20 protein-coding genes are annotated in these 17,632 nt (G+C 66.6%); 6 read left to right on the forward strand and 14 right to left on the reverse strand.

The genetic code is table 11. From position 1 onward, the window contains the following. Positions 1 to 20: 20 nt before the first annotated feature. Positions 21 to 407: a YchJ family protein gene (locus ACYVGK_RS00705; protein ID WP_460731305.1), complete on the reverse strand. Its 387-nt coding sequence runs from the start codon at positions 405 to 407 to the stop codon at positions 21 to 23. Positions 408 to 438: 31 nt separating this feature from the next. After that, positions 439 to 918 (reverse strand): hypothetical protein, encoded by a 480-nt coding sequence (locus tag ACYVGK_RS00710; RefSeq protein ID WP_460731306.1) that lies wholly within the window; start codon positions 916 to 918, stop codon positions 439 to 441. Positions 919 to 1,114: 196 nt separating this feature from the next. Here ACYVGK_RS00710 and ACYVGK_RS00715 point away from each other — a divergent pair, with 196 nt between their 5' ends. After that, positions 1,115 to 1,819: a UPF0149 family protein gene (locus ACYVGK_RS00715; RefSeq protein ID WP_460731307.1), complete on the forward strand. Its 705-nt coding sequence runs from the start codon at positions 1,115 to 1,117 to the stop codon at positions 1,817 to 1,819. Between the two features lie 202 nt (positions 1,820 to 2,021). Here ACYVGK_RS00715 and ACYVGK_RS00720 read toward each other — a convergent pair whose 3' ends face one another. Next, positions 2,022 to 3,134, reverse strand: a complete 1,113-nt coding sequence (locus ACYVGK_RS00720; protein WP_460731308.1) for a COG3904 family protein — start codon at positions 3,132 to 3,134, stop codon at positions 2,022 to 2,024. A gap of 388 nt (positions 3,135 to 3,522) precedes the next feature. On the opposite strand from ACYVGK_RS00720, the gene ACYVGK_RS00725 reads away from it, so the two are divergent. Continuing rightward, positions 3,523 to 5,748 carry an NADP-dependent isocitrate dehydrogenase gene (locus ACYVGK_RS00725; protein WP_460731309.1) on the forward strand — a complete coding sequence of 742 codons (2,226 nt, stop codon included), beginning with the start codon at positions 3,523 to 3,525 and terminating at the stop codon, positions 5,746 to 5,748. Positions 5,749 to 6,007: 259 nt separating this feature from the next. Here the strand turns inward: ACYVGK_RS00725 and ACYVGK_RS00730 are convergent, their stop codons facing one another. From ACYVGK_RS00730 to ACYVGK_RS00780, 11 genes are all read right to left on the reverse strand, one after another. Next, on the reverse strand, positions 6,008 to 6,616 hold the full coding sequence (locus tag ACYVGK_RS00730; RefSeq protein ID WP_460731310.1) for a hypothetical protein: 609 nt from the start codon (positions 6,614 to 6,616) through the stop codon (positions 6,008 to 6,010). Positions 6,617 to 6,762: 146 nt separating this feature from the next. Next, positions 6,763 to 7,155: a DUF1801 domain-containing protein gene (locus ACYVGK_RS00735; protein ID WP_460731311.1), complete on the reverse strand. Its 393-nt coding sequence runs from the start codon at positions 7,153 to 7,155 to the stop codon at positions 6,763 to 6,765. A gap of 32 nt (positions 7,156 to 7,187) precedes the next feature. Beyond that, positions 7,188 to 7,751: a GNAT family N-acetyltransferase gene (locus ACYVGK_RS00740; protein WP_460731312.1), complete on the reverse strand. Its 564-nt coding sequence runs from the start codon at positions 7,749 to 7,751 to the stop codon at positions 7,188 to 7,190. A 14-nt stretch (positions 7,752 to 7,765) separates the two neighbouring features. Next, a complete protein-coding gene (locus ACYVGK_RS00745; RefSeq protein ID WP_460731313.1) occupies positions 7,766 to 8,800 on the reverse strand; it encodes a DUF4344 domain-containing metallopeptidase in 1,035 nt (344 codons plus the stop codon). 81 nt (positions 8,801 to 8,881) lie between these two features. Next, positions 8,882 to 9,343, reverse strand: a complete 462-nt coding sequence (locus tag ACYVGK_RS00750; protein ID WP_460731314.1) for a hypothetical protein — start codon at positions 9,341 to 9,343, stop codon at positions 8,882 to 8,884. Next, complete coding sequence (locus tag ACYVGK_RS00755) at positions 9,340 to 10,230, reverse strand: FAD:protein FMN transferase (protein WP_460731315.1); 891 nt, start codon at positions 10,228 to 10,230, stop codon at positions 9,340 to 9,342. The genes ACYVGK_RS00750 and ACYVGK_RS00755 overlap by 4 nt, the downstream gene beginning before the upstream one ends. Continuing rightward, a complete protein-coding gene (locus ACYVGK_RS00760) occupies positions 10,227 to 10,763 on the reverse strand; it encodes an FMN-binding protein (RefSeq protein ID WP_460731316.1) in 537 nt (178 codons plus the stop codon). The genes ACYVGK_RS00755 and ACYVGK_RS00760 overlap by 4 nt, the downstream gene beginning before the upstream one ends. 39 nt (positions 10,764 to 10,802) lie before the next feature. Continuing rightward, positions 10,803 to 11,702, reverse strand: coding sequence for a DUF6662 family protein (locus tag ACYVGK_RS00765; protein WP_460731317.1), 900 nt, complete (start codon positions 11,700 to 11,702; stop codon positions 10,803 to 10,805). 110 nt (positions 11,703 to 11,812) lie between these two features. Next, entirely contained in the window at positions 11,813 to 12,676 is an 864-nt protein-coding gene (locus tag ACYVGK_RS00770; protein ID WP_460731318.1) for a DUF6662 family protein, read from the reverse strand. Between the two features lie 188 nt (positions 12,677 to 12,864). Then, on the reverse strand, positions 12,865 to 13,080 hold the full coding sequence (locus ACYVGK_RS00775; protein ID WP_460731319.1) for a hypothetical protein: 216 nt from the start codon (positions 13,078 to 13,080) through the stop codon (positions 12,865 to 12,867). Between the two features lie 129 nt (positions 13,081 to 13,209). Then, a complete protein-coding gene (locus ACYVGK_RS00780) occupies positions 13,210 to 13,560 on the reverse strand; it encodes a hypothetical protein (protein WP_460731320.1) in 351 nt (116 codons plus the stop codon). A gap of 110 nt (positions 13,561 to 13,670) precedes the next feature. On the opposite strand from ACYVGK_RS00780, the gene ACYVGK_RS00785 reads away from it, so the two are divergent. The 4 genes from ACYVGK_RS00785 to ACYVGK_RS00800 all read left to right on the forward strand — a co-directional run bounded on the left by ACYVGK_RS00785 (position 13,671) and on the right by ACYVGK_RS00800 (position 17,630). After that, entirely contained in the window at positions 13,671 to 14,627 is a 957-nt protein-coding gene (locus tag ACYVGK_RS00785) for a LysR substrate-binding domain-containing protein (protein ID WP_460731321.1), read from the forward strand. Between the two features lie 89 nt (positions 14,628 to 14,716). Beyond that, positions 14,717 to 15,571 (forward strand): class I SAM-dependent methyltransferase, encoded by an 855-nt coding sequence (locus ACYVGK_RS00790; RefSeq protein ID WP_460731322.1) that lies wholly within the window; start codon positions 14,717 to 14,719, stop codon positions 15,569 to 15,571. Between the two features lie 257 nt (positions 15,572 to 15,828). Beyond that, positions 15,829 to 16,362: a pseudouridine synthase gene (locus ACYVGK_RS00795; protein WP_460731323.1), complete on the forward strand. Its 534-nt coding sequence runs from the start codon at positions 15,829 to 15,831 to the stop codon at positions 16,360 to 16,362. Between the two features lie 155 nt (positions 16,363 to 16,517). Next, positions 16,518 to 17,630 carry a hybrid sensor histidine kinase/response regulator gene (locus ACYVGK_RS00800; RefSeq protein WP_460731324.1) on the forward strand — a complete coding sequence of 371 codons (1,113 nt, stop codon included), beginning with the start codon at positions 16,518 to 16,520 and terminating at the stop codon, positions 17,628 to 17,630. The last annotated feature ends 2 nt before the right edge of the window (positions 17,631 to 17,632 follow it).

Below are 17,632 nucleotides of genomic sequence, written 5' to 3' on the forward strand. Positions count from 1 at the left end.
GCTTTTGGCGCGCATCACTGTCACTGCAGCGGGAATTCGCCGTCGAGGTAGTACCAGCGGCCGTCCTCGCGCACGAAGCGACTGATTTCATGCAGTCGCACCGCCGGTGCACCGCCGATGCGGTAACGGGCGACGAATTCGACGATGGCGTGATCGGGATCGGCGGTACCGTAGCGGCGCACTTCCAGTCCCAACCAGCGCGTGGCCATCGCGTCACTGAAGTCGAGGGCATCCGGACGCGTGCTCGCGTGCCAGGTTTCCAGCAGATAGTTCGCATCGCCCTGCACATAAGCGCTGTAGCGCGAACGCATCAACGCCTCCGCATTCGTCGCCGTCTCGCCGCAATGCAGCGGCGCGCAGCACTGCGCGTAGGCACGGCCGGACTGGCAGGGGCAGGCGGGTTCCATCGCCGCATTATCGGCGAGCCGCGATGGAGTGTTAGGGCCGCGCGTCGCCTCGTCGACGGTAGACACCATGGAAGCTGGTCTGCCAAGTCGCGCCGCGATCGTCGGACGTGTCCCATTGCTGGTGCACGCTCCCGTCGGACTGCGGAGTCCATGCGATGCGCTGGTGCTGGGTCCCACGCTTTCCATCCGGCAGTTCGCCGCGCATCACCATCGCGTCGCCGTCACGCCCGCCTTCCAGGCGCAGCACCACGCCGTCGCCACCGACCCAGAACTGTCGCCAAACCCGGTGCTGAGCATCCCAGGCATTGGTGCTGATGCCGTGATTGCCGCTCACGCCGCTCCAGTGCTCGACCAGCCAACAGCCGTTATCGCTGCGCTCGATGCGATTGGTACCCAGCAGCTGTCCGTCCTCGCCGAAGACGTTCCATTCGCCCAGCCAGAAATCGAACTGGCGGTATTCGGCAGCTTCGCAACGCAGTGGCGTGGGAACGGGCGCGGCTTGCGTGCTCATGCAGAAGACTCCCAGAAGGACGGCGGATAGAAACATGCTGCGGTGTCCTCGCATCGGCGTCTCCATACGTTCGAGGCTAAGTGCCCACGGTAGTACCTCCAACAGCCAACAGTGCGCCCGCCGGCCATCGAGCCAACCAATGCCACGTTGCGCGCGAACGTCTAACCTGTGCACCCCTCATCCCGTCCCCGCCGCCATGAAAGCCCCTAATTACCTCGATGACGCGCAGATCGAGCGCCTCTCCGACCTGCTCGACCAGCGCGCGGTGCCGTTCAAGGGTTTCAACCTCGAGGCGCTCGACGGCTACCTGTCCGCCCTGGCGGTGTCGCCGCAGGAAGTGCCGGCCAGCGAATGGCAGCCCCCCGTATGGGGCAAGCCGCCACGTTGGGCCGATGACGCCGAACTGGCCGAAGTCGAAGCCCTGCTGCAGGGGCACTGCAACATGGCCAACCAGCGCGTGCGCCATGGCGACGACGACTTGCCCGAACACCTGGCGCCGCTGCTGTGGCTGCCGGAGGAAGCCGAGGCCGAGCATCCGGACGAACTCGATGTCGGCCGCGACTGGGCGTTCGGCTTCTTCCGCGGCGTCGAACTGCGCGAAACGGCGTGGGAACAGTGGCTGGACGAGGAAGACTGGATCGACGAGATCTTCGCGCGCCTGGACCAGCTCGCCAGCGGCGAAGTGCTGGGGGAGGACCCCGAAGCCCCCGGCACACCGGTGAGCTATCGCGAGCGCCTGGAAATCATCGCCACCCTGCCGGGCATGCTCGCCGACCTGCACCACCACCGGATCGAAGCGCTCACCCCGCGCGAGCCGATCCGCAAGGAAGCCACGCCGGACCGCAACGCGCTGTGCCCGTGCGGCAGCGGCAAGAAGTACAAGAAGTGTCACGGGGCCTGAGGGCGCCGCGTCAACGAGCCGAATTCTTAGCCTTCTCCCCGCTTGCGGGAAGAAGGTCGAAGCGGGCGATAGCCCGCTGAGGGAAGGGCGGATGAGGGGCGCTCTTCGTAACGCCGCCACGTCCCCTCACCCTGCGTTGCTAGCGCAACGCTGTCCCTCTCCCCGCAAGCGGGGCGAGGGGGTCAGAAATTGTTCCGCAGACCTACTTCCTCTTCGCGCTCGTCGCTGCCGACGCCGTCCGCGTCGCATCCAGCTTCAGCGGCGGCGCGATTGCCTTCGCCGTGGTGCCCCCCGGCAGGCCGCGCCGATCCGCGGTCGGGCTGTCGGTCGGGCACCTGGCGTCGGGGAAGCCGAAGCGTGGTTCCAGCGTGCGCCCGCACTGATCAAGCGTTTCGAAGGCCTTGCCCGGCTCCAGGCATTCGTTTTCGAACGCACGCAGCCAAGCATCGCGGCGGCGGGCGAAGTCCTCGCCGCAACGGCGGGTGAGGCGAATCCGATCGAGGTCGTCCTGCACCGCATTGCTGCCGGATAGACCGTACTCGCGGAGTTCGTCTTCACTGAGCAGGCGCAGGCGGCGGTTGGCCACGGTCATCATCAGGTCGGCGATGCGCGCATCCGCGCCATTGCGCACCAGGTAATCGCGGACCTGGCCGCTGACGTCCTTTAACTCGGCGCTCAGCTCGGCGCGCGAGGTCGCCGTGGACTGGTCGCGGAATAGCCGATGCACGCCGACGTCGCCGGCGATGGAACGGGTATCGCCACCGGCCAGGATCAGCACGCACGAGCTGTGGCAGTACGAGCCTTCACGCACCCAGATCGCCCAGCGCGATTCGGCCATGCTGTCGCCGGCGCGGATCGCCTCTTCGACGTGGCCGCCGGAGGAACTGATGTCGAGAATGCGCACCGGGATTTCCAGGCGGTCGGCGACCGCCGCCACGCGCTGCACCAGCGCGGTGAAGCCGGCGCCGATCTTGCCCTCGTAACGCAACCGCACCACGCCCTTGGGCTGGCATTGGGTTAGCGCGTCAACCACGGCGAAGAAGGTCAGCGCCTCCAGCTTCTCGCCATCGCCCAGCGCGACGTAGTCGTAGTCGCAGCTGATCCGCGCGGTGCCGGTATCGAGCGGCGCGGCGGGCCAGTAAGTGGTCTTCAGGTAATCGTCCGGGGCGACTTCCGGCAGCGGCTGGCTCACGACCGGCGCAGAAGGGCCGTGGCTGATGTCTTCGGCCAGCGTGACCGGCGCCTGCGCGGGCGCCTTGGGCTGACACGCGGCACCCAGCAGCAACAACGACAGCAATAGAGCTTGTTTCAACATGACCTAACCACCCAAAACGCGCGGTACCCACCCTGCACCTGCGGGGTCAGTACAGCGCGGTTGCGATGTCGCGACAAGCATGAGTCGCGCATTTTGTGAAGCCCGTTTTTTGTGAACGCGGAACGAGTTTCGCGACCCACGCATGAATGCGCTTTGACCTTGGCGGGGGTCCCCTTGTTCAAGCAAACGGCAGCGCGTCATGGGTGCGGACGCCATGCCTGCAACGTACCCGCCCGTCCGGTCATCGCCGCTTTGCCCCCGCCTGCCTGAACCGCGACAATGGCGGGTCTGTCTGCCCGCCGGGTCTGAGCGTCTCCGACCAGCCTGCGCGGGCCGCGGCCTTCATGCCGCCCCCTCCTTTCGAACGACCGAGCCAGCGAGCCCCCTCATGTCCAATGCCCCGAAGATCCTCTACACCCTGACCGACGAAGCGCCGTTCCTGGCCACCGCGTCGCTGTTGCCGATCATCGAGGCCTACACCGGTACCGCCGGGATCGCGGTGGAAACCCGCGACATCTCGCTGTCGGGCCGCATCCTGTCGCACTTCCCCGAATTCCTGCGCGACGACCAGAAGATCGCCGACGACCTGGCCGAACTGGGCCAGCTCGCCACCACGCCCGACGCCAACATTATCAAGCTGCCCAACATCAGCGCCTCGGTCCCGCAGCTGCTGGCCGCGATCAAGGAGCTGCAGGCCCAGGGTTACGCGCTGCCGGACTACCCGGAAGAGCCGCGCGGCGAGCGCGACAACGAGATCAAGGCGCGCTACGACCGCACCAAGGGCAGCGCGGTGAACCCGGTGCTGCGTGAAGGCAATTCCGATCGCCGCGCACCGGCCTCGGTGAAGGCGTATGCACGCAAGCACCCGCACAAGATGGGTGCCTGGAGCACGGATTCGAAGTCGCACGTCGCGCACATGGACAGCGGCGACTTCTACGGCAGCGAACAGTCGGCCGTGATCGCGCAGCCGACCACGCTGAAGATCGAGTTCACCGGCGCCGACGGCCGCAGCCACATGCTCAAGACCGGCCTGAAGGTGAAGGCCGGTGAAGTGGTCGACGCGTCGGTGATGAACACGCAGGCGCTGGGCGACTTCATCGAAACGCAGATCGCCGATGCCAAGGCGCAGGGCGTGCTGTTCTCGCTGCACCTGAAGGCGACGATGATGAAGGTCTCCGACCCGATCATGTTCGGCGTCGTGGTCAAGCGCTTCTACGGCGAGGTGCTGGCGAAGCACGCCACCGCGCTCGAACAGGTCGGCTTCGACGCCAATAACGGCATCGGCGACCTCTACACCCGCCTGCCCGCGCTGCCGGAAGCCGAGCGCCGCGCGATCGAAGCCGACATCGCCGCGCTGTACGCGCAGCGTCCGGGCGTGGCGATGGTCAACTCCGACAAGGGCATCACCAACCTGCACGTGCCGAGCGACGTGATCGTCGACGCCTCGATGCCGGCGATGCTGCGCGACTCGGGCCGGATGTGGAATGCCGAAGGCAAGCTGCAGGACACCAAGGCGGTGATCCCGGATCGCTGCTACGCCGGCATCTACCAGGCGGTGATCGAAGACTGCAAGGCGCACGGTGCGTTCGATCCGGCGACGATGGGTTCGGTCCCGAACGTCGGCCTGATGGCGCAGAAGGCCGAGGAATACGGCTCGCACGACAAGACTTTCCAGATGGCCGCCGATGGCGTGGTGCGCGTGAGCGACGACGCCGGTCAGGTGCTGATGGAGCACAAGGTCGGCGCCGGCGACATCTGGCGCATGTGCCAGACCAAGGACGCGCCGATCCAGGACTGGGTCAAGCTCGCGGTGAATCGTGCGCGCCTGTCGCACACGCCGGCGGTGTTCTGGCTCGATGGCGCGCGCGCCCACGACCGCAACCTGGTCGCCAAGGTCCAGCGCTACCTCAAGGACCACGACACCAGCGGACTCGAGATCCACATCATGTCGCCGGTGGACGCGATGAAGTTGTCGCTGCAGCGCACCCGCGCCGGCCAGGACACGATCTCGTGCACCGGCAACGTGCTGCGCGACTACCTCACCGACCTGTTCCCGATCATGGAACTCGGCACCAGCGCGAAGATGCTGTCCATCGTGCCGCTGATGGCCGGCGGCGGCCTGTTCGAAACCGGCGCCGGCGGTTCGGCGCCCAAGCACGTGCAGCAGTTCGTCGAAGAGAACTACCTGCGTTGGGATTCGCTGGGCGAATTCCTGGCCCTGGCCGCGTCGCTCGAACACCTGGCCAACCACACCGGCAACGCGCGCGCGAAGGTGCTGGCCGACACGCTGGACGCCGCCAACGCGAAGTTCCTCGACACCGACAAGTCGCCTTCGCGCAAGGTCGGCGGCATCGACAACCGTGGCAGCCACTTCTATCTCGGCCTGTACTGGGCACAGGCGCTGGCCGAACAGAACGTCGATGCCGAGCTGAAGGCGAAGTTCGCGCCGCTGGCGAAGGCATTGACCGAGAACGAAGCGAAGATCGTCGAAGAACTGATCGCCGTGCAGGGGGCGAAGGTCGACATCGGCGGCTACTACAAGCCGGATATGGCGAAGCTGTCGGCGGCGATGCGTCCGAGCGCCACGCTCAATGCGGCGCTGAAGGCGTTGTAAGCCAGATCGCTTGCGTGCAGGAACGAAAGAGCCCGGCCGATGCCGGGCTTTTTTCTTGCGCTCCGTACACCCCTCACCCTGCTTCGCTGCGCGAAGCGGTCCCTCTCCCCGTTTCACGGGGCGAGGGGCGAGGTGAGTGCGAATTTGACTCGAGGCGCCAGCTAGTCCCCTTGCCCTTCTCCCCGCCTGCGGGGAGAAGGTGGCGCGAAGCGCCGGATGAGGGGTCGCCGGCAAAGCCGGCGCAGGTCCCACGGCCGCCTCACCGGCAGAAGCGCTTCTCGTAATCCAGCGCGTACTGCAGCTCGCGCGAATCGCCCGCCTGCGCCAACTCGTTGATGCTGTCGCGCGCACTGCGGCACGGATCGTCCGTGCCGCCGAACAGCTTGCCGACCAGCGCGACGCGCTCTGCGAGCGACGGCGGTGGGCGCATGCGAAATGTGTTGGCAACGTGCCCGGGCAAGCGGGCGGCGCGATGGGCGAACGGATCGGTCTGGAGCGAGCCGGGTGCCTGCCGCGCCGCGGTTTCGATCGCCTGCTGGACGGAGTCTGCGGATAACGGCCGCGTAGTGGTGGCTTCCGGCGCGCCGCCCAGCGCTGATGTCGCGGATGCACTCTGCAATGACGTCGAGCGTGAGGCCACGCGCGAACGCCTGGGAGCGATGGAAGGCGCATTTGCTTGCTCCTGCGTCTTCGCCAACACGCGCGGCAGTGCCGCAACTAATACGACGTCCAGCGCGGAATCCATCGACCTGGCTTCGCGCATGGGCACCGGAAAGCGAAGCAGCGTCCAGCCCAGCATCACATGCACGATCAACACCACCGTCCATGCCGCGATGCGCTCGCCGCGGATCCTCCCTGTCTTCCGCATGCTTCACGACGTGTCGTATCCCGAGCAGTGGAAGACCGCTCGGGACGCCCATTGGTTCCCAGTGCCTTTGCTTCGCCCGGCGTCTAGGGAATCCAGAGGAGCATGCGCGGCGTCGCCACCCGCGAACGTCGCACATGCATTCCCGATCACGCCGGACTGGATGCGGCCGTCGGATCACCGACGCGGTGGTTGAGTTCGATCGCCGCCTGCACCAAAGCCTTCACCCGCGCCGGACTGATCTTGTCGCCCTCCGCCAGCACCATAGTGGCCAGTTCGTACTTGCCACCTGGCTTCAGGCGTTCCTCCAGCTCGCGCAGTCGCTTGCCGCGCCAGAATCCGAACAGCACGCGCCGCTCTTCTGCGCGGATCAGCAACACCGGACCGTTGGAGAAGTAGACCAGGTGGCCCCACTTGATCCGCTCCTCGAGCTTGCCGGCGGAAAGCGTGGCGCGGCGCAGACCTTCGACGAGCGCGCGATGCCAACCGGTGAGAGCGGCGACGTAGGCATCGGGCGATTCGGCGGGTGGCGATTTCTTCATGCTGCTCTCCCTGTCGGCGCCGCGTTGCGGCTTCAATCGCGAACAATGTCCGCAGCCAGATCGCCCGGTATCAGCGAGTAGACCACCGCGCTGGATGGCCGACTCTGGAACATCAGCCGATTGCGCGCCTCGGTCTCTCGTGTTGCGCCGAGCTTTTCGGCGACCCTCAGGCTCGACTGGTTGTGCGGCAGGACCACGATCTCGAGCCGGACCAGCTCCAGCTCCTCGAACGCGATGGCCGCGGTCAGCGCAACCGCGCGCGTGGCGAGGCCGCGACCGCGATGCGTCTCGCCGATCCAGTAACCCAGATTGGCCGAACGGTTTAGACCGTTGACCTGGCTCAGTCCGGTGCAGCCGATGAGTTCGCCGCTGACTTCATCGAACACGCCGAATGGAAATTCGCTCTGCCGCGCCCACGCCGCTTCCGCGTAAGTGACCCACGCCTCCGCATCGGCCAGCGAATAGTCGGGGTGACACCACGGCAACCAGTAGCTGAGCGAATCGACCGAGGTACGCACCGCGGCGTGCAAGGCCGACGCGTCGGCCGCTACGAGCGGCCGGACCCGGAATCCCTGAGCGCGTCGCTGGAAATCCACGGCGGCGTCCGCGGCTAGCGCACGTACGGCAGGTCGGCGTTGCGGTTGCGCTCGCGTTCGCGTTGTTCAAACAGGCGGTTCGCCTTCTCCTCAGTCATCTCGTACTTGGGCGCCACATGCGGCAGCAGCAGGCGCAACCAGGCCTTGTTGACCCGGCGGGCTTCGGCGGGGCAGTTCTTGGCGCGCGCCGCGGGCAGGTCGCCGTCGGTGACGATGCCGACGTAGCGCGCCGGGTTGCTGCCGTAGATCAGGCACTGCAGGTTGAAATAACGCTGCTCGCCCAGCGCGTGCTCGTCGGCGTAGGCATCGAGGTTGTACTGGCCGGTGCTGCGGATCAGGAACCAGTTCGAGGCCATGCGCAGATTGTCGGCGGTCTGGCGCGAGGATTCGTTGAGCCCAGCGAAGCGCTGCATCAGCGTGGTCGCGAGCTGGTCGACCGCGTCTTCCTCGCGTCCGGTGATCGGGATGTCGAGCATGTCGATCAGGGCATGGCCGGTTTCGTGCAGCAGGATGAAACGCAGGTTGGCCGCAAGGTACTTCTGCGCGTAGTCGTCGCCGAGGTTCTGCTCTTTGGCGAGTTCCTGGCCACGATCGCGCAGCACCTGCATGGTCTCGTAGCACATCACCACTTCGCCGCGTTCGGGCGAATAGAACGCGTTGGGTTCGCGGCACTCGGCCATTACGAACTTGATTGGGCGCGGCAGCAGCAGCAGGCCGTCGATCGCCTGGATTTCGGGCAGGTGATGCAGCAGGTCGCCGTCGTGGGCGAGCTGATAGAACGGCAGCAGCGCCTCGTTCTTCGGCTTCACGTATTCGTAGCCGAAGTGCGCGCCGTCGGGCTTACTCTCAGCGTTGGCGACCTTCTTCAACACCACCGGCTTGAGCGCGGCCAAGTCGTCGGCCATCGCCTTTTCGGCTTCGACGCGGCCTTCGGCGCGGGCCGCGGCCAGCTCCTTGGCGTGGCGCTTGGTCGTCAGCAGCGAATTCAGGAAGGCGCCGCTTACGAGACCCAATGCCACCGACAACAGGACGATCAATCTGAGCTTCATCGCGTTCCCCACAACGCCGGCGCGCCTTGTGCGCGCCATGCCTGATCGTAACGAGTCGCCTGTCGGCGCGGAATATGCGGTTCAGGCGCCGCGGCGCAGGCGGCGGCGCCCGATCCAGATATGCAGCGGCAGCCACAGCACCGCGAACAGGCCCAGCGCCCAGTGCCCGACGCTGACCCAGCCGCGCCAGGTCTCATCGCCGAGGTAGTACAGGGCGGCGGCGCTCAGCGCGAGCCACAGCATCAGCGCGGCCATGCTGCCGCCGACCCAACGGTGCTCGCGCCGGCTCCAGCCGCGGCGGATGTGCGGGAACCAGAGCAGGCCCAGCAGCCAGATCATGCCCAGGCCCAGCACGCCGTGCGCGACCAGGCTGGGATGTTCGAGGACGGACGGCTCCGGGCCGAATTCGCCTTCGGTGCGCACGAAGTGATGCAGCAGCAGCCAGGCGCCGCCGCTCAGCGCACACAGCGCGCCGCCGGCGTAGGTGTACAAGCGCACCCAGCGCGGCAGGCGCAGGCGTTCGTGGCCGTGATGGCGGGTCATGGCAGGCTCCGGCAGGTGCCGTAGTGATCGAGCAACGCGGCCTGTGCATGCAGACGCCGTAGCAAGGGAGCCGCGGCAACCGGTTCGGCGAGCACGACCTTGGTCAGCGCATCGGCCCAGAGTGCGCGTGGCGCGCATACGCTGACCGAGACATCGCTGCCCAGTCGGGCCTTCGTGTGCGGATCGACGAGCGCACTGCCGCCGGCATTCGCGCTGAAATAGCCGGCGCTGGTGGCCACCGCGCCTTCGCGCAGTTGTAGCAGTGGTCGCGACCGGCGCGGATCGGCGGGCTCGCGCACCAGCACGGTCTCCTCGCTATCGCCGAACACGCGCAGATCGCCACCGGCATTCACCACGCCCACCTGTGCGCCATGTGCGCGCAGGACCGCGACGGCGCGATCCACTGCGTAGCCCTTGGCGATACCGCCCAGATCCAGCCACAGCGCGCGCCGGAAGCGCACCTGGCGCTGCGGCAGCAATTCGATGTCGTGCCACGTCGCATGCGGGTCGGGCGTCGGCGCGTGCAGGGGCTCGGGCAGGTGCCCGGAACGCACCAGGTGCGCCGCGATGCTCGGGTCGAAGCGTCCGTTGCTGGCCCGTGCCAGGGCGAGCGCGGCGCGCAGCACGCGCCACAACCGCGTACCGACCGGTTGCGCCGTGTGCATGGCTTTGCGATTGAGCCGCGACAGTTCCGAATCCGCCTCGTGGAAGCTCATCGCGCGATGCACGGCCTCGATCTCGGCAAAGGCGGCGTCGATGGCCGCATCGGCGTCGTGCGCGCAGGCATCGAGGCGGATCGCCACGACGGTGCCGAGCAGCGGGCGCGCGCGTTGCACCGGCACGGCAGGCGCCGGCCGCGTGACCTCCGCGCGCGCGACGGCGTTCACTTCGCCGCGACCACCAGTTGATGCGTGGCCAACAAGCGGCGCACGCCTTCGGTCACGTGCGCGCTCGACAACGTCGCACCAGAGAGATTGACGATGTCGACGTCGAGCTTGAGCGGTGCGCCGTACTTCTTGCCGGTGAACTGCGCACGCCACTTCGGATTGCGCACCTCGCCGCCGTAGGTCTCGCGGTAATCGAGGATTTCCAGCCCGGTCACCGCGCCGCTCGCGTCGAGCGCCAGCGCGTAGGTGATCATCTCGTGCTTGCCGAGTACCTGATCGAGATAGAACCAGCCACCGTTGGCGGCGCGCCACACTTTCAGCGCCGGCTCGCGCACGCGCAGGCCGCTGGCCTTCTGTACGGCCTTGGCCTGCTCCGGCGTCAGCTTGATCGCGACCGGCGTCATCGCCTGTCCGGCGAACAGCTTCTGCTGCGCCTGTTCGACGCTGAAGTATGTCGTCGCGCTTGCCGGTGCCGCCGCGACCAGCATGGTGGTGGCGGGTAACAGCCATTGCACGTGGAAGTCGCGGCGCATTGTTGGGTTCTCGGCAGCAGGGATCGCGGGATGCGGATTTTAGAAGTTGAAGCCGACCTTCAGGCGCGCTTCCTGCTTGGTCTTCTCGATCAGGTGCAGATCGAAGTCGTCCTGCTCGGCGAAGGCCTCCTTGCCGCCGCGCAACTGCTTGAAATAGGTGAGCGTCGCCCACCACTTCTGGCTACCGTAGTGCAGCGTAGGGCCGGCGAACACGGTCCAGCGCTCCTGGCCGACTTCGGTTTCGAACTCGGTGACGTACTGGGTTTCCGCGCCAGCGTACCAATTGGGCGCGAAGCGGTAAGTCAGGCCGGTGCCGACGTTGAGTTCGATCTCCATCTCCGGCTCAGTCGGCCATTCGAAGTTCGCGGGCAGGTTCTTGATCGGCTTGCGCTTGGCGTAGGTCGCCTCCAGGCCGAGGTTGCCGACCCACACCAGCTGCGCGTCGAGGAAGTACTTCTGCGCCAGCAGATCGAAGTCGGCGTCGAGCTTGTCCTTGGGGAAGCCCGAGTGCTTGTCGATGCGCGAATACTCCAGCGCCGCGCGGCCGGACAGACCGATGCCGTCCGCGGCCGGACGCAGCCAGTTGTACTTGGTGGCGATTTCCACGCCCGACACCTTGAAGCCGAATTCGCGGTCGCCGGGGATGTAGCCATCGACCTGGATACCATGGGTATCGAGCGACATGCCGCGGACCGCACCACTGACATTGAACTTGTCGCTGACGCCGTATTCGATTTCGGCCTCGTAGTCGAACGCGCGGTAGTGGCCCGCGCCCTTGTCGGTGCGCAGGGTGCCGATCTGGTACAGCTCCCAGCCGCCTTGCGGAATGGTCTCGGCGCCGCGCACGTAGCCGAACAGGTTTTCGTCGGCGTGCGCGGGCTGGGCGATGACGGCGGTGCCGCACAGGGCGGCGGCGAGAACAAGGGTGCGAAGAGACATGAATTGTGGTTTTTGAAGTTGAATGAGGGCACCGTCATCCGGGCGCAGCGAGAGCTGCGCTACCGCCGCACGCAGGTGCAGCCGCGCGGCGCTCGGGATGACGCGAAAACTTAGAAATTGACGCCGAGCTTCAGTCGCACTTCAGTGCGCTCGCGCTCTTCCAGATGCAGGCGCTCGGAACGCGCGGCATCGTTCGGGCCGCCCTTGAGCTGCGGCATCCAGGTCAGCGTGCTCCAGTACTTCTGGCCGCCGTAATGCAACGTCGGGCCGGCATACCAGGCCCAGAATTCGCGCGAACCGTATTCGGGATAGGCCATGTCCACGCGCGTTTCGACGCCGGCGAACCAGTTCGAGGCAAAACGGTAGGAGACACCCGCGCTGTTCTCGACGTACAGCTCCGGCTCCCACTCGCCGTCCTCGCGTTCCCATTCCGGTTCGAGGGTGAGGTTGTAGACACTGACGATCTGACCGTCGAGGAAGTTCTTCTGCAGCAGCAGCTTGGTCTCGACGCCGACTTCCTTGAAGCGTTCGCCGTCGGGGCGGTGCTGGGTCTGGTATTCGGGCTCGACGTACAGCGCGAGGCCGTAGCCGTTGCGCTCGGGGCTGCGCAGGCTCCACTTCATCGACGCCTTGACGCCGTCGAAGTCGAGGTTGCGATCCAGGGTTTCGGCTTCGCCGGTCTCTTCGTCGACGATCGAGCCGCCGGAATAGTCGTAGGCGCGGCCGGTCAGATAGAACGAGGTCTGGAAGGTGTCGGTCCAGCCGTGTTCGTACTCGAACTGCACGTCGGTGGCGCGGTAGTCGCCGGCGCCCTTGCCGGTGCGCTGGGTCAGCCAGAGGTAGGCCTCGTTGCCGCCGGCGGGCAGGGTCTCCGAGCCGTAGGAATAGCCGAAGTAGTTTTCATCGGCGTGGGCGAGCAGGGGCGACAGCGACAGGCCGAGCAGCACGGCTGCGGCAACAGGGCGCAGAGACATGGAAGATCCGGAGTAAGGCAATAAAGATGCGAATGATTCGCATTGACAGCCAAACTGTCAACTAAAACGTGCGCTTGGCGCGGCAGCGCGTACCTGCCCCCACGCAACAAGGCCCGCAGTGTCGCGGGCCTCGGGGTTTCAAATGGATGCTCTGTCCGCGATCGGGACGATGCGGCGCGTGATCGCGCTTATGCCGCCAGGTCGTAATCGAGCAACACGCGTTCGTCGCCGGGGGCTTCGAGCACCCGCGGGGTCAGGCGCACCAACGGGGCCGTGTGGACGGCCGCTGCGCCAGCGCGGCCATAGCGACGTCCGAATGCGGGCGCGCGATAACTGCGCGGTGCCGGGGTGGTGAGACCGGCCAGCATTGCCGGGGTAAACAGATCGCTCGTGAACAGATTCATGGCCGTGCTCCTTGGGGGGCTGCTTCCCGCCAGGGCCGTCCTGGCCCGGCAGGGGAAGCGCGTGCAGTTTCCGCAGCGTTGATGACGTCCACGCGCAAGCGCTCTTGCAGTTGCGTGAAACCGCGGCGCTCAGCGGCAATCGGCCGTGGCGTCGAGGTCGATGCGCTCGCGGGGGGCAGCGACACCGAAGCGGCGTTCGGAGGCGGCGCGGTTGCCGAGCGAGGCACCGAATTCGTCGGCCGCAGTGGCCGCGCCATAACGGCGGTTTTCAATCAGGACGGGGGATGCGGGCTGATCGGCGTCGAGCAGATACAGCAGGCCTTTGAACACGTTCATGGTCTTCTCCTGGTCATTGCGGACCCGGCGGCGGGTGCGGCGCGCGGGCGCGACAGCGGTGGTTTCGGTGTCGGCGAGTTCACGTGCCAGACCCGTGTCGGCGATCGCTCCCTCGAGGAACAACAATCCGGTCCAGATGCTCATCTCCTGCTCCCGGCCAATATGGCCATGTCTTGAAGTTGGATTAAATCTAGGCTCTAGTTACCCCTTGAAAAAGCGACGATTCTGCAAGACAGGGTTGAATGTAATTCAAGATGAGCCGTCCTCCATTACACGCCCTGCAGGGCTTCGTGAGCGCCGCGCGCGCCGGCAACCTGTCGCGCGCGGCAGAGTCGTTGCACCTCACCGTGAGTGCGCTCAGCCACCAGATCCGCGGCCTGGAAGAGCGCCTGGGCCAGCGCCTGTTCGTGCGCGGCGCGCGCGGGGTCGAACTCACCGCCGACGGGCAATCCCTGTTCGATCGCGTGTCGCCGCATTTCGATGCAATCGAACAAGCGCTGCAGCCGTATCGCGCGCGCCGCGATGACGTGCTCACGATCACCCTGATGCCCTCGTTCGCGTCGAGCTGGCTGGTACCGCGCCTGCCGCGCTTCCTCGCCGCGCATCCGCAGATCGAGATCAACCTGCAGTCGACCGTGAACCGGGTCGATTTCGAACGCCAAACCGACATCGACGCAGGCCTGCGCTACGGGCCGGGCGAATGGCCGGGCCTACGCACGGTGCATCTGTTCGACGACTGGGTCGGGCCGACGGCGAGTCCCGAGCTGGTCGCGCGGCTGGGTCGGCCGACCCTGGAGACACTCGGTGAGTTTCCGCTATTGGGCGCGCCCGGCGGACGCTGGAGCGACTGGTTCGCGCAATTCGGCGGCACCGCGCCGAAGCGCTTCGTCGCCAACTTCGATGATTCGGAAACCCTGCACCGCGCCGCCGTGGAAGGGCTGGGCATCGCCCTGGGCCGGCTGACGCTGACGCGGCCGATGGTGGAAGCCGGACGTCTGGTGACGTTGTTCGACGAACGCCTGAAGGCGGAGTACGCACACTACCTGGTCTATCCCGAACGCTCCGAACCGCACCGCGGCCTGCAGGCCTTCCGCACCTGGCTGCTGGAGGAGGCCCAGGCCTATATCTCTTCGGCCGAATGCGTGCAGGCGCGGATGGCGGGCGCGAATCGGCGCACCACAGCGACCAAGCCGACGCGTCCGCGGCGTTGACGCTGGGCGGAACACTGCGGACAAACAATGCGTGGCCGTCCGCAACGCGATGGCGCTAGGCTGCGCACTCTTTCCGCATGGAGCTCCGCATGAAACGCCTGTTGCTCGCTGCCCTGATTCCGGCCGCCCTGGTGGCCTGCGCCACCACGACTTCCCCTGAAGCGCCTTCGACTGCGAGCGCCGCGGCGACGGATGCGACGGCGCTGCGCACGGTGCTGGCCGGCGACTGGCGCGATCCGAAGAACAGCGCGCGCGACGGCTACCGGCATCCGTACGAGACCCTGTCGTTCTTCAACGTGGCCCCGCGCGACACCGTCATCGAAATCACTCCCGGCGGCGGCTGGTACGCCGAGGTGCTGGCGCCGTACCTGCGCGAGCACGGCCGCTATGTCGCCGCGGTATGGGACGACGCGATTCCCGGCCAACCCGGTTATCGCTATCGCCTCAACCAGGAGCTGCGCACCAAGCTCGCCGGCAACGTCGCGGTGTATGGCTCGCCGGATGTGCGCGTGTTCGATCCGAAGGCGCCGGTGTTCGGCCCCGCCGGTTCCGCCAATGTGGTGCTGACCTTCCGCAATGCGCACAACTGGGTCAGCGATGGCAACGCGGATGCCTACTTCAAGGCGTTCTTCGACGTGTTGAAGCCGGGCGGCACCCTGGGCGTGGTCGATCATCGCGCCAAGCCCGGCACCAGCCTGGAAACGATGAAGCAGTCCGGCTACCTGACCGAAGCACTGGTCATCGACTATGCGACCAAGGCCGGCTTCGTACTCGAGTCCAAGAGCGAGATCAATGCGAACCCGAAGGACACCACCGATCATCCCAACGGTGTTTGGACGCTGCCGCCCACCAACAACCACGACGCTGCGGACGATGCCAAGTACAAGGCGATCGGCGAGAGCGACCGGATGACCCTGCGATTCAAAAAGCCCGCCCGCGGATAACGGGGAGCCGCGGCTCCAACAGGGCCGCGCGGGCGGGTGAGAACGGAAAACCACGGCGCTTCTAAGGCGGGGGCACACTCACACGCCCCCGCTCCGCTCGTGACCAACTGCGAGCCGCGACTTCAACATGCCGCGCGCGCGGCTGGTAACGAAAAACCACGACGCTTCCAATGCGTCCTCCAAAAGCAACGCTGGCCGCCGGCTCGATGTAGCGCGAAAATCCGCCCGCGCAATCACCGCGCGCCCCACGCTTCCGCATGCTCATCGCCTTCAACAAGCCGTACGGCGTGCTCTGCCAGTTCACCGATCGCAGCACGCCGCCGCGACGCACGCTGGCCGAATTCGGATTGCCGCCGGATGTGTATGCCGCCGGACGACTCGACTTCGACAGCGAGGGCCTGCTGCTGCTGACCGACGACGGTGGACTCGCGCACCGGCTCACCGATCCGAAACACAAGCAGCCCAAGACCTACTGGGTGCAGGTCGAAGGCGACCCCACGCACGAGCAACTGGACGCGTTACGGCGCGGGGTCGAACTCAACGATGGCCTCACAAGGCCCGCGCAGGCGCAGCGCATCGATGCCCCCGTGTTATGGCCGCGCGACCCGCCGGTGCGTTACCGCAAGACCGTCCCCGATGCCTGGCTCGAACTCACCATCGGCGAGGGTCGCAATCGTCAGGTGCGGCGCATGACCGCGGCAGTCGGCCTGCCCACGCTGCGTCTGGTGCGCGTAGCGGTCGGCGGACAGCGAGTGGATGGGCTGGCGTCGGGCGAATGGCGGCGCGTGTAATCGCGATGGCTATCGCACGCAAGGGGGTAATGACACGTCGCCTGATCCGTTCAGGTAGTGCTGCCGAGCCCCGCCGCGGTCCGTGCACTTTCTGCTAATTTGCAGGACCCGACAGCTTCCGGCGCAGGAGCCCAGGCAGTCCCACTGCCGTTCCGATGAGCCACGTCGCGCAAAACGGACGCATCCTGGTCGTTGACGACCAACCGGTGAATTTGCGGGTGGTGAGCACCCTGCTCAGCCGCCAGGGTTACGAAGTGGTCGGCGCCGCCAAGGGCGATGAGGCCGTGGCCCATTACCTTGAAGCGCCCCCGGACCTGGTCCTGCTCGACATGATCATGCCGGGCATGGATGGGTTCGAAGTGCTGAAGGCACTGCAGAACCTGCCCCCGCCGGTGGCGCCGGTGATCTTCGTCACTGCCGCGCAGGATCGCGACATGCTGCTGCGCGCCTTCGAGGCCGGCGTGGTCGATTACGTCACCAAACCCTTCCTGCCCGAAGAACTGCTGGCGCGCGTCAATGCGCACATCGGCCTCAAGCTCACCCGCGACCGCCTTGCCCGCGTGGCACGCGAACGCGAGGAGCTGGTCACCCTGGTGGCGCACGACCTCAAGAACCCGTTGTCCAGCGTGGTGTTCGCCAGCGACCTGCTGCGCAGCGAGGGCTGCAAGCCCGAGCGCGTTCCGCACTACCTCACCGTCATTAATGAAAGCGCGCAGGATGCGCTCGGTTACATCAGTGCCTATCTGGAATCCCGCACCCACGCGCCGACCGCGACCAGTGCACAGGTCAATCTCGCAGCCACACTGGACTGGTTGCTGCGCCGCTATGGCATGCAACTGGAGGCGCGCGGCATCCGCGTGCTCGCGGTGCCGCCGCCGGCGGAGGCACGCGTGGCGATGGACGAACGCGTGCTGCGTCAGGTGGCGGAAAACCTGGTGACGAATGCCCTCAAGTACGCACCCGACTGCGAACTCACGCTGGCGGTCCGCAGCGGTGCGCCGGGCTACTGGCAGCTGGTCGTCGCCGATCGCGGCCCGGGCATTCCGCCCGAGCAGCAGCGCCTGCTGTTCCGGCCCTTCACCCGTCTGCATGACAGCCACGATGGCGTGTCCAGCGGACTCGGACTGTCGCTGGCCAAGCAGATCGTGGAGAAGGCCGGCGGCCAGCTCTGGTACGAGGCGCGCGAAGGCGGCGGCGCGCAGTTCGTGGTCGAACTGCCCGAGGCGGCGGGTGCCATCGCGGCGCGGCCGGTGCCGTCGCCGCCGTAATT

This window comes from Lysobacter tyrosinilyticus, from assembly GCF_054779815.1.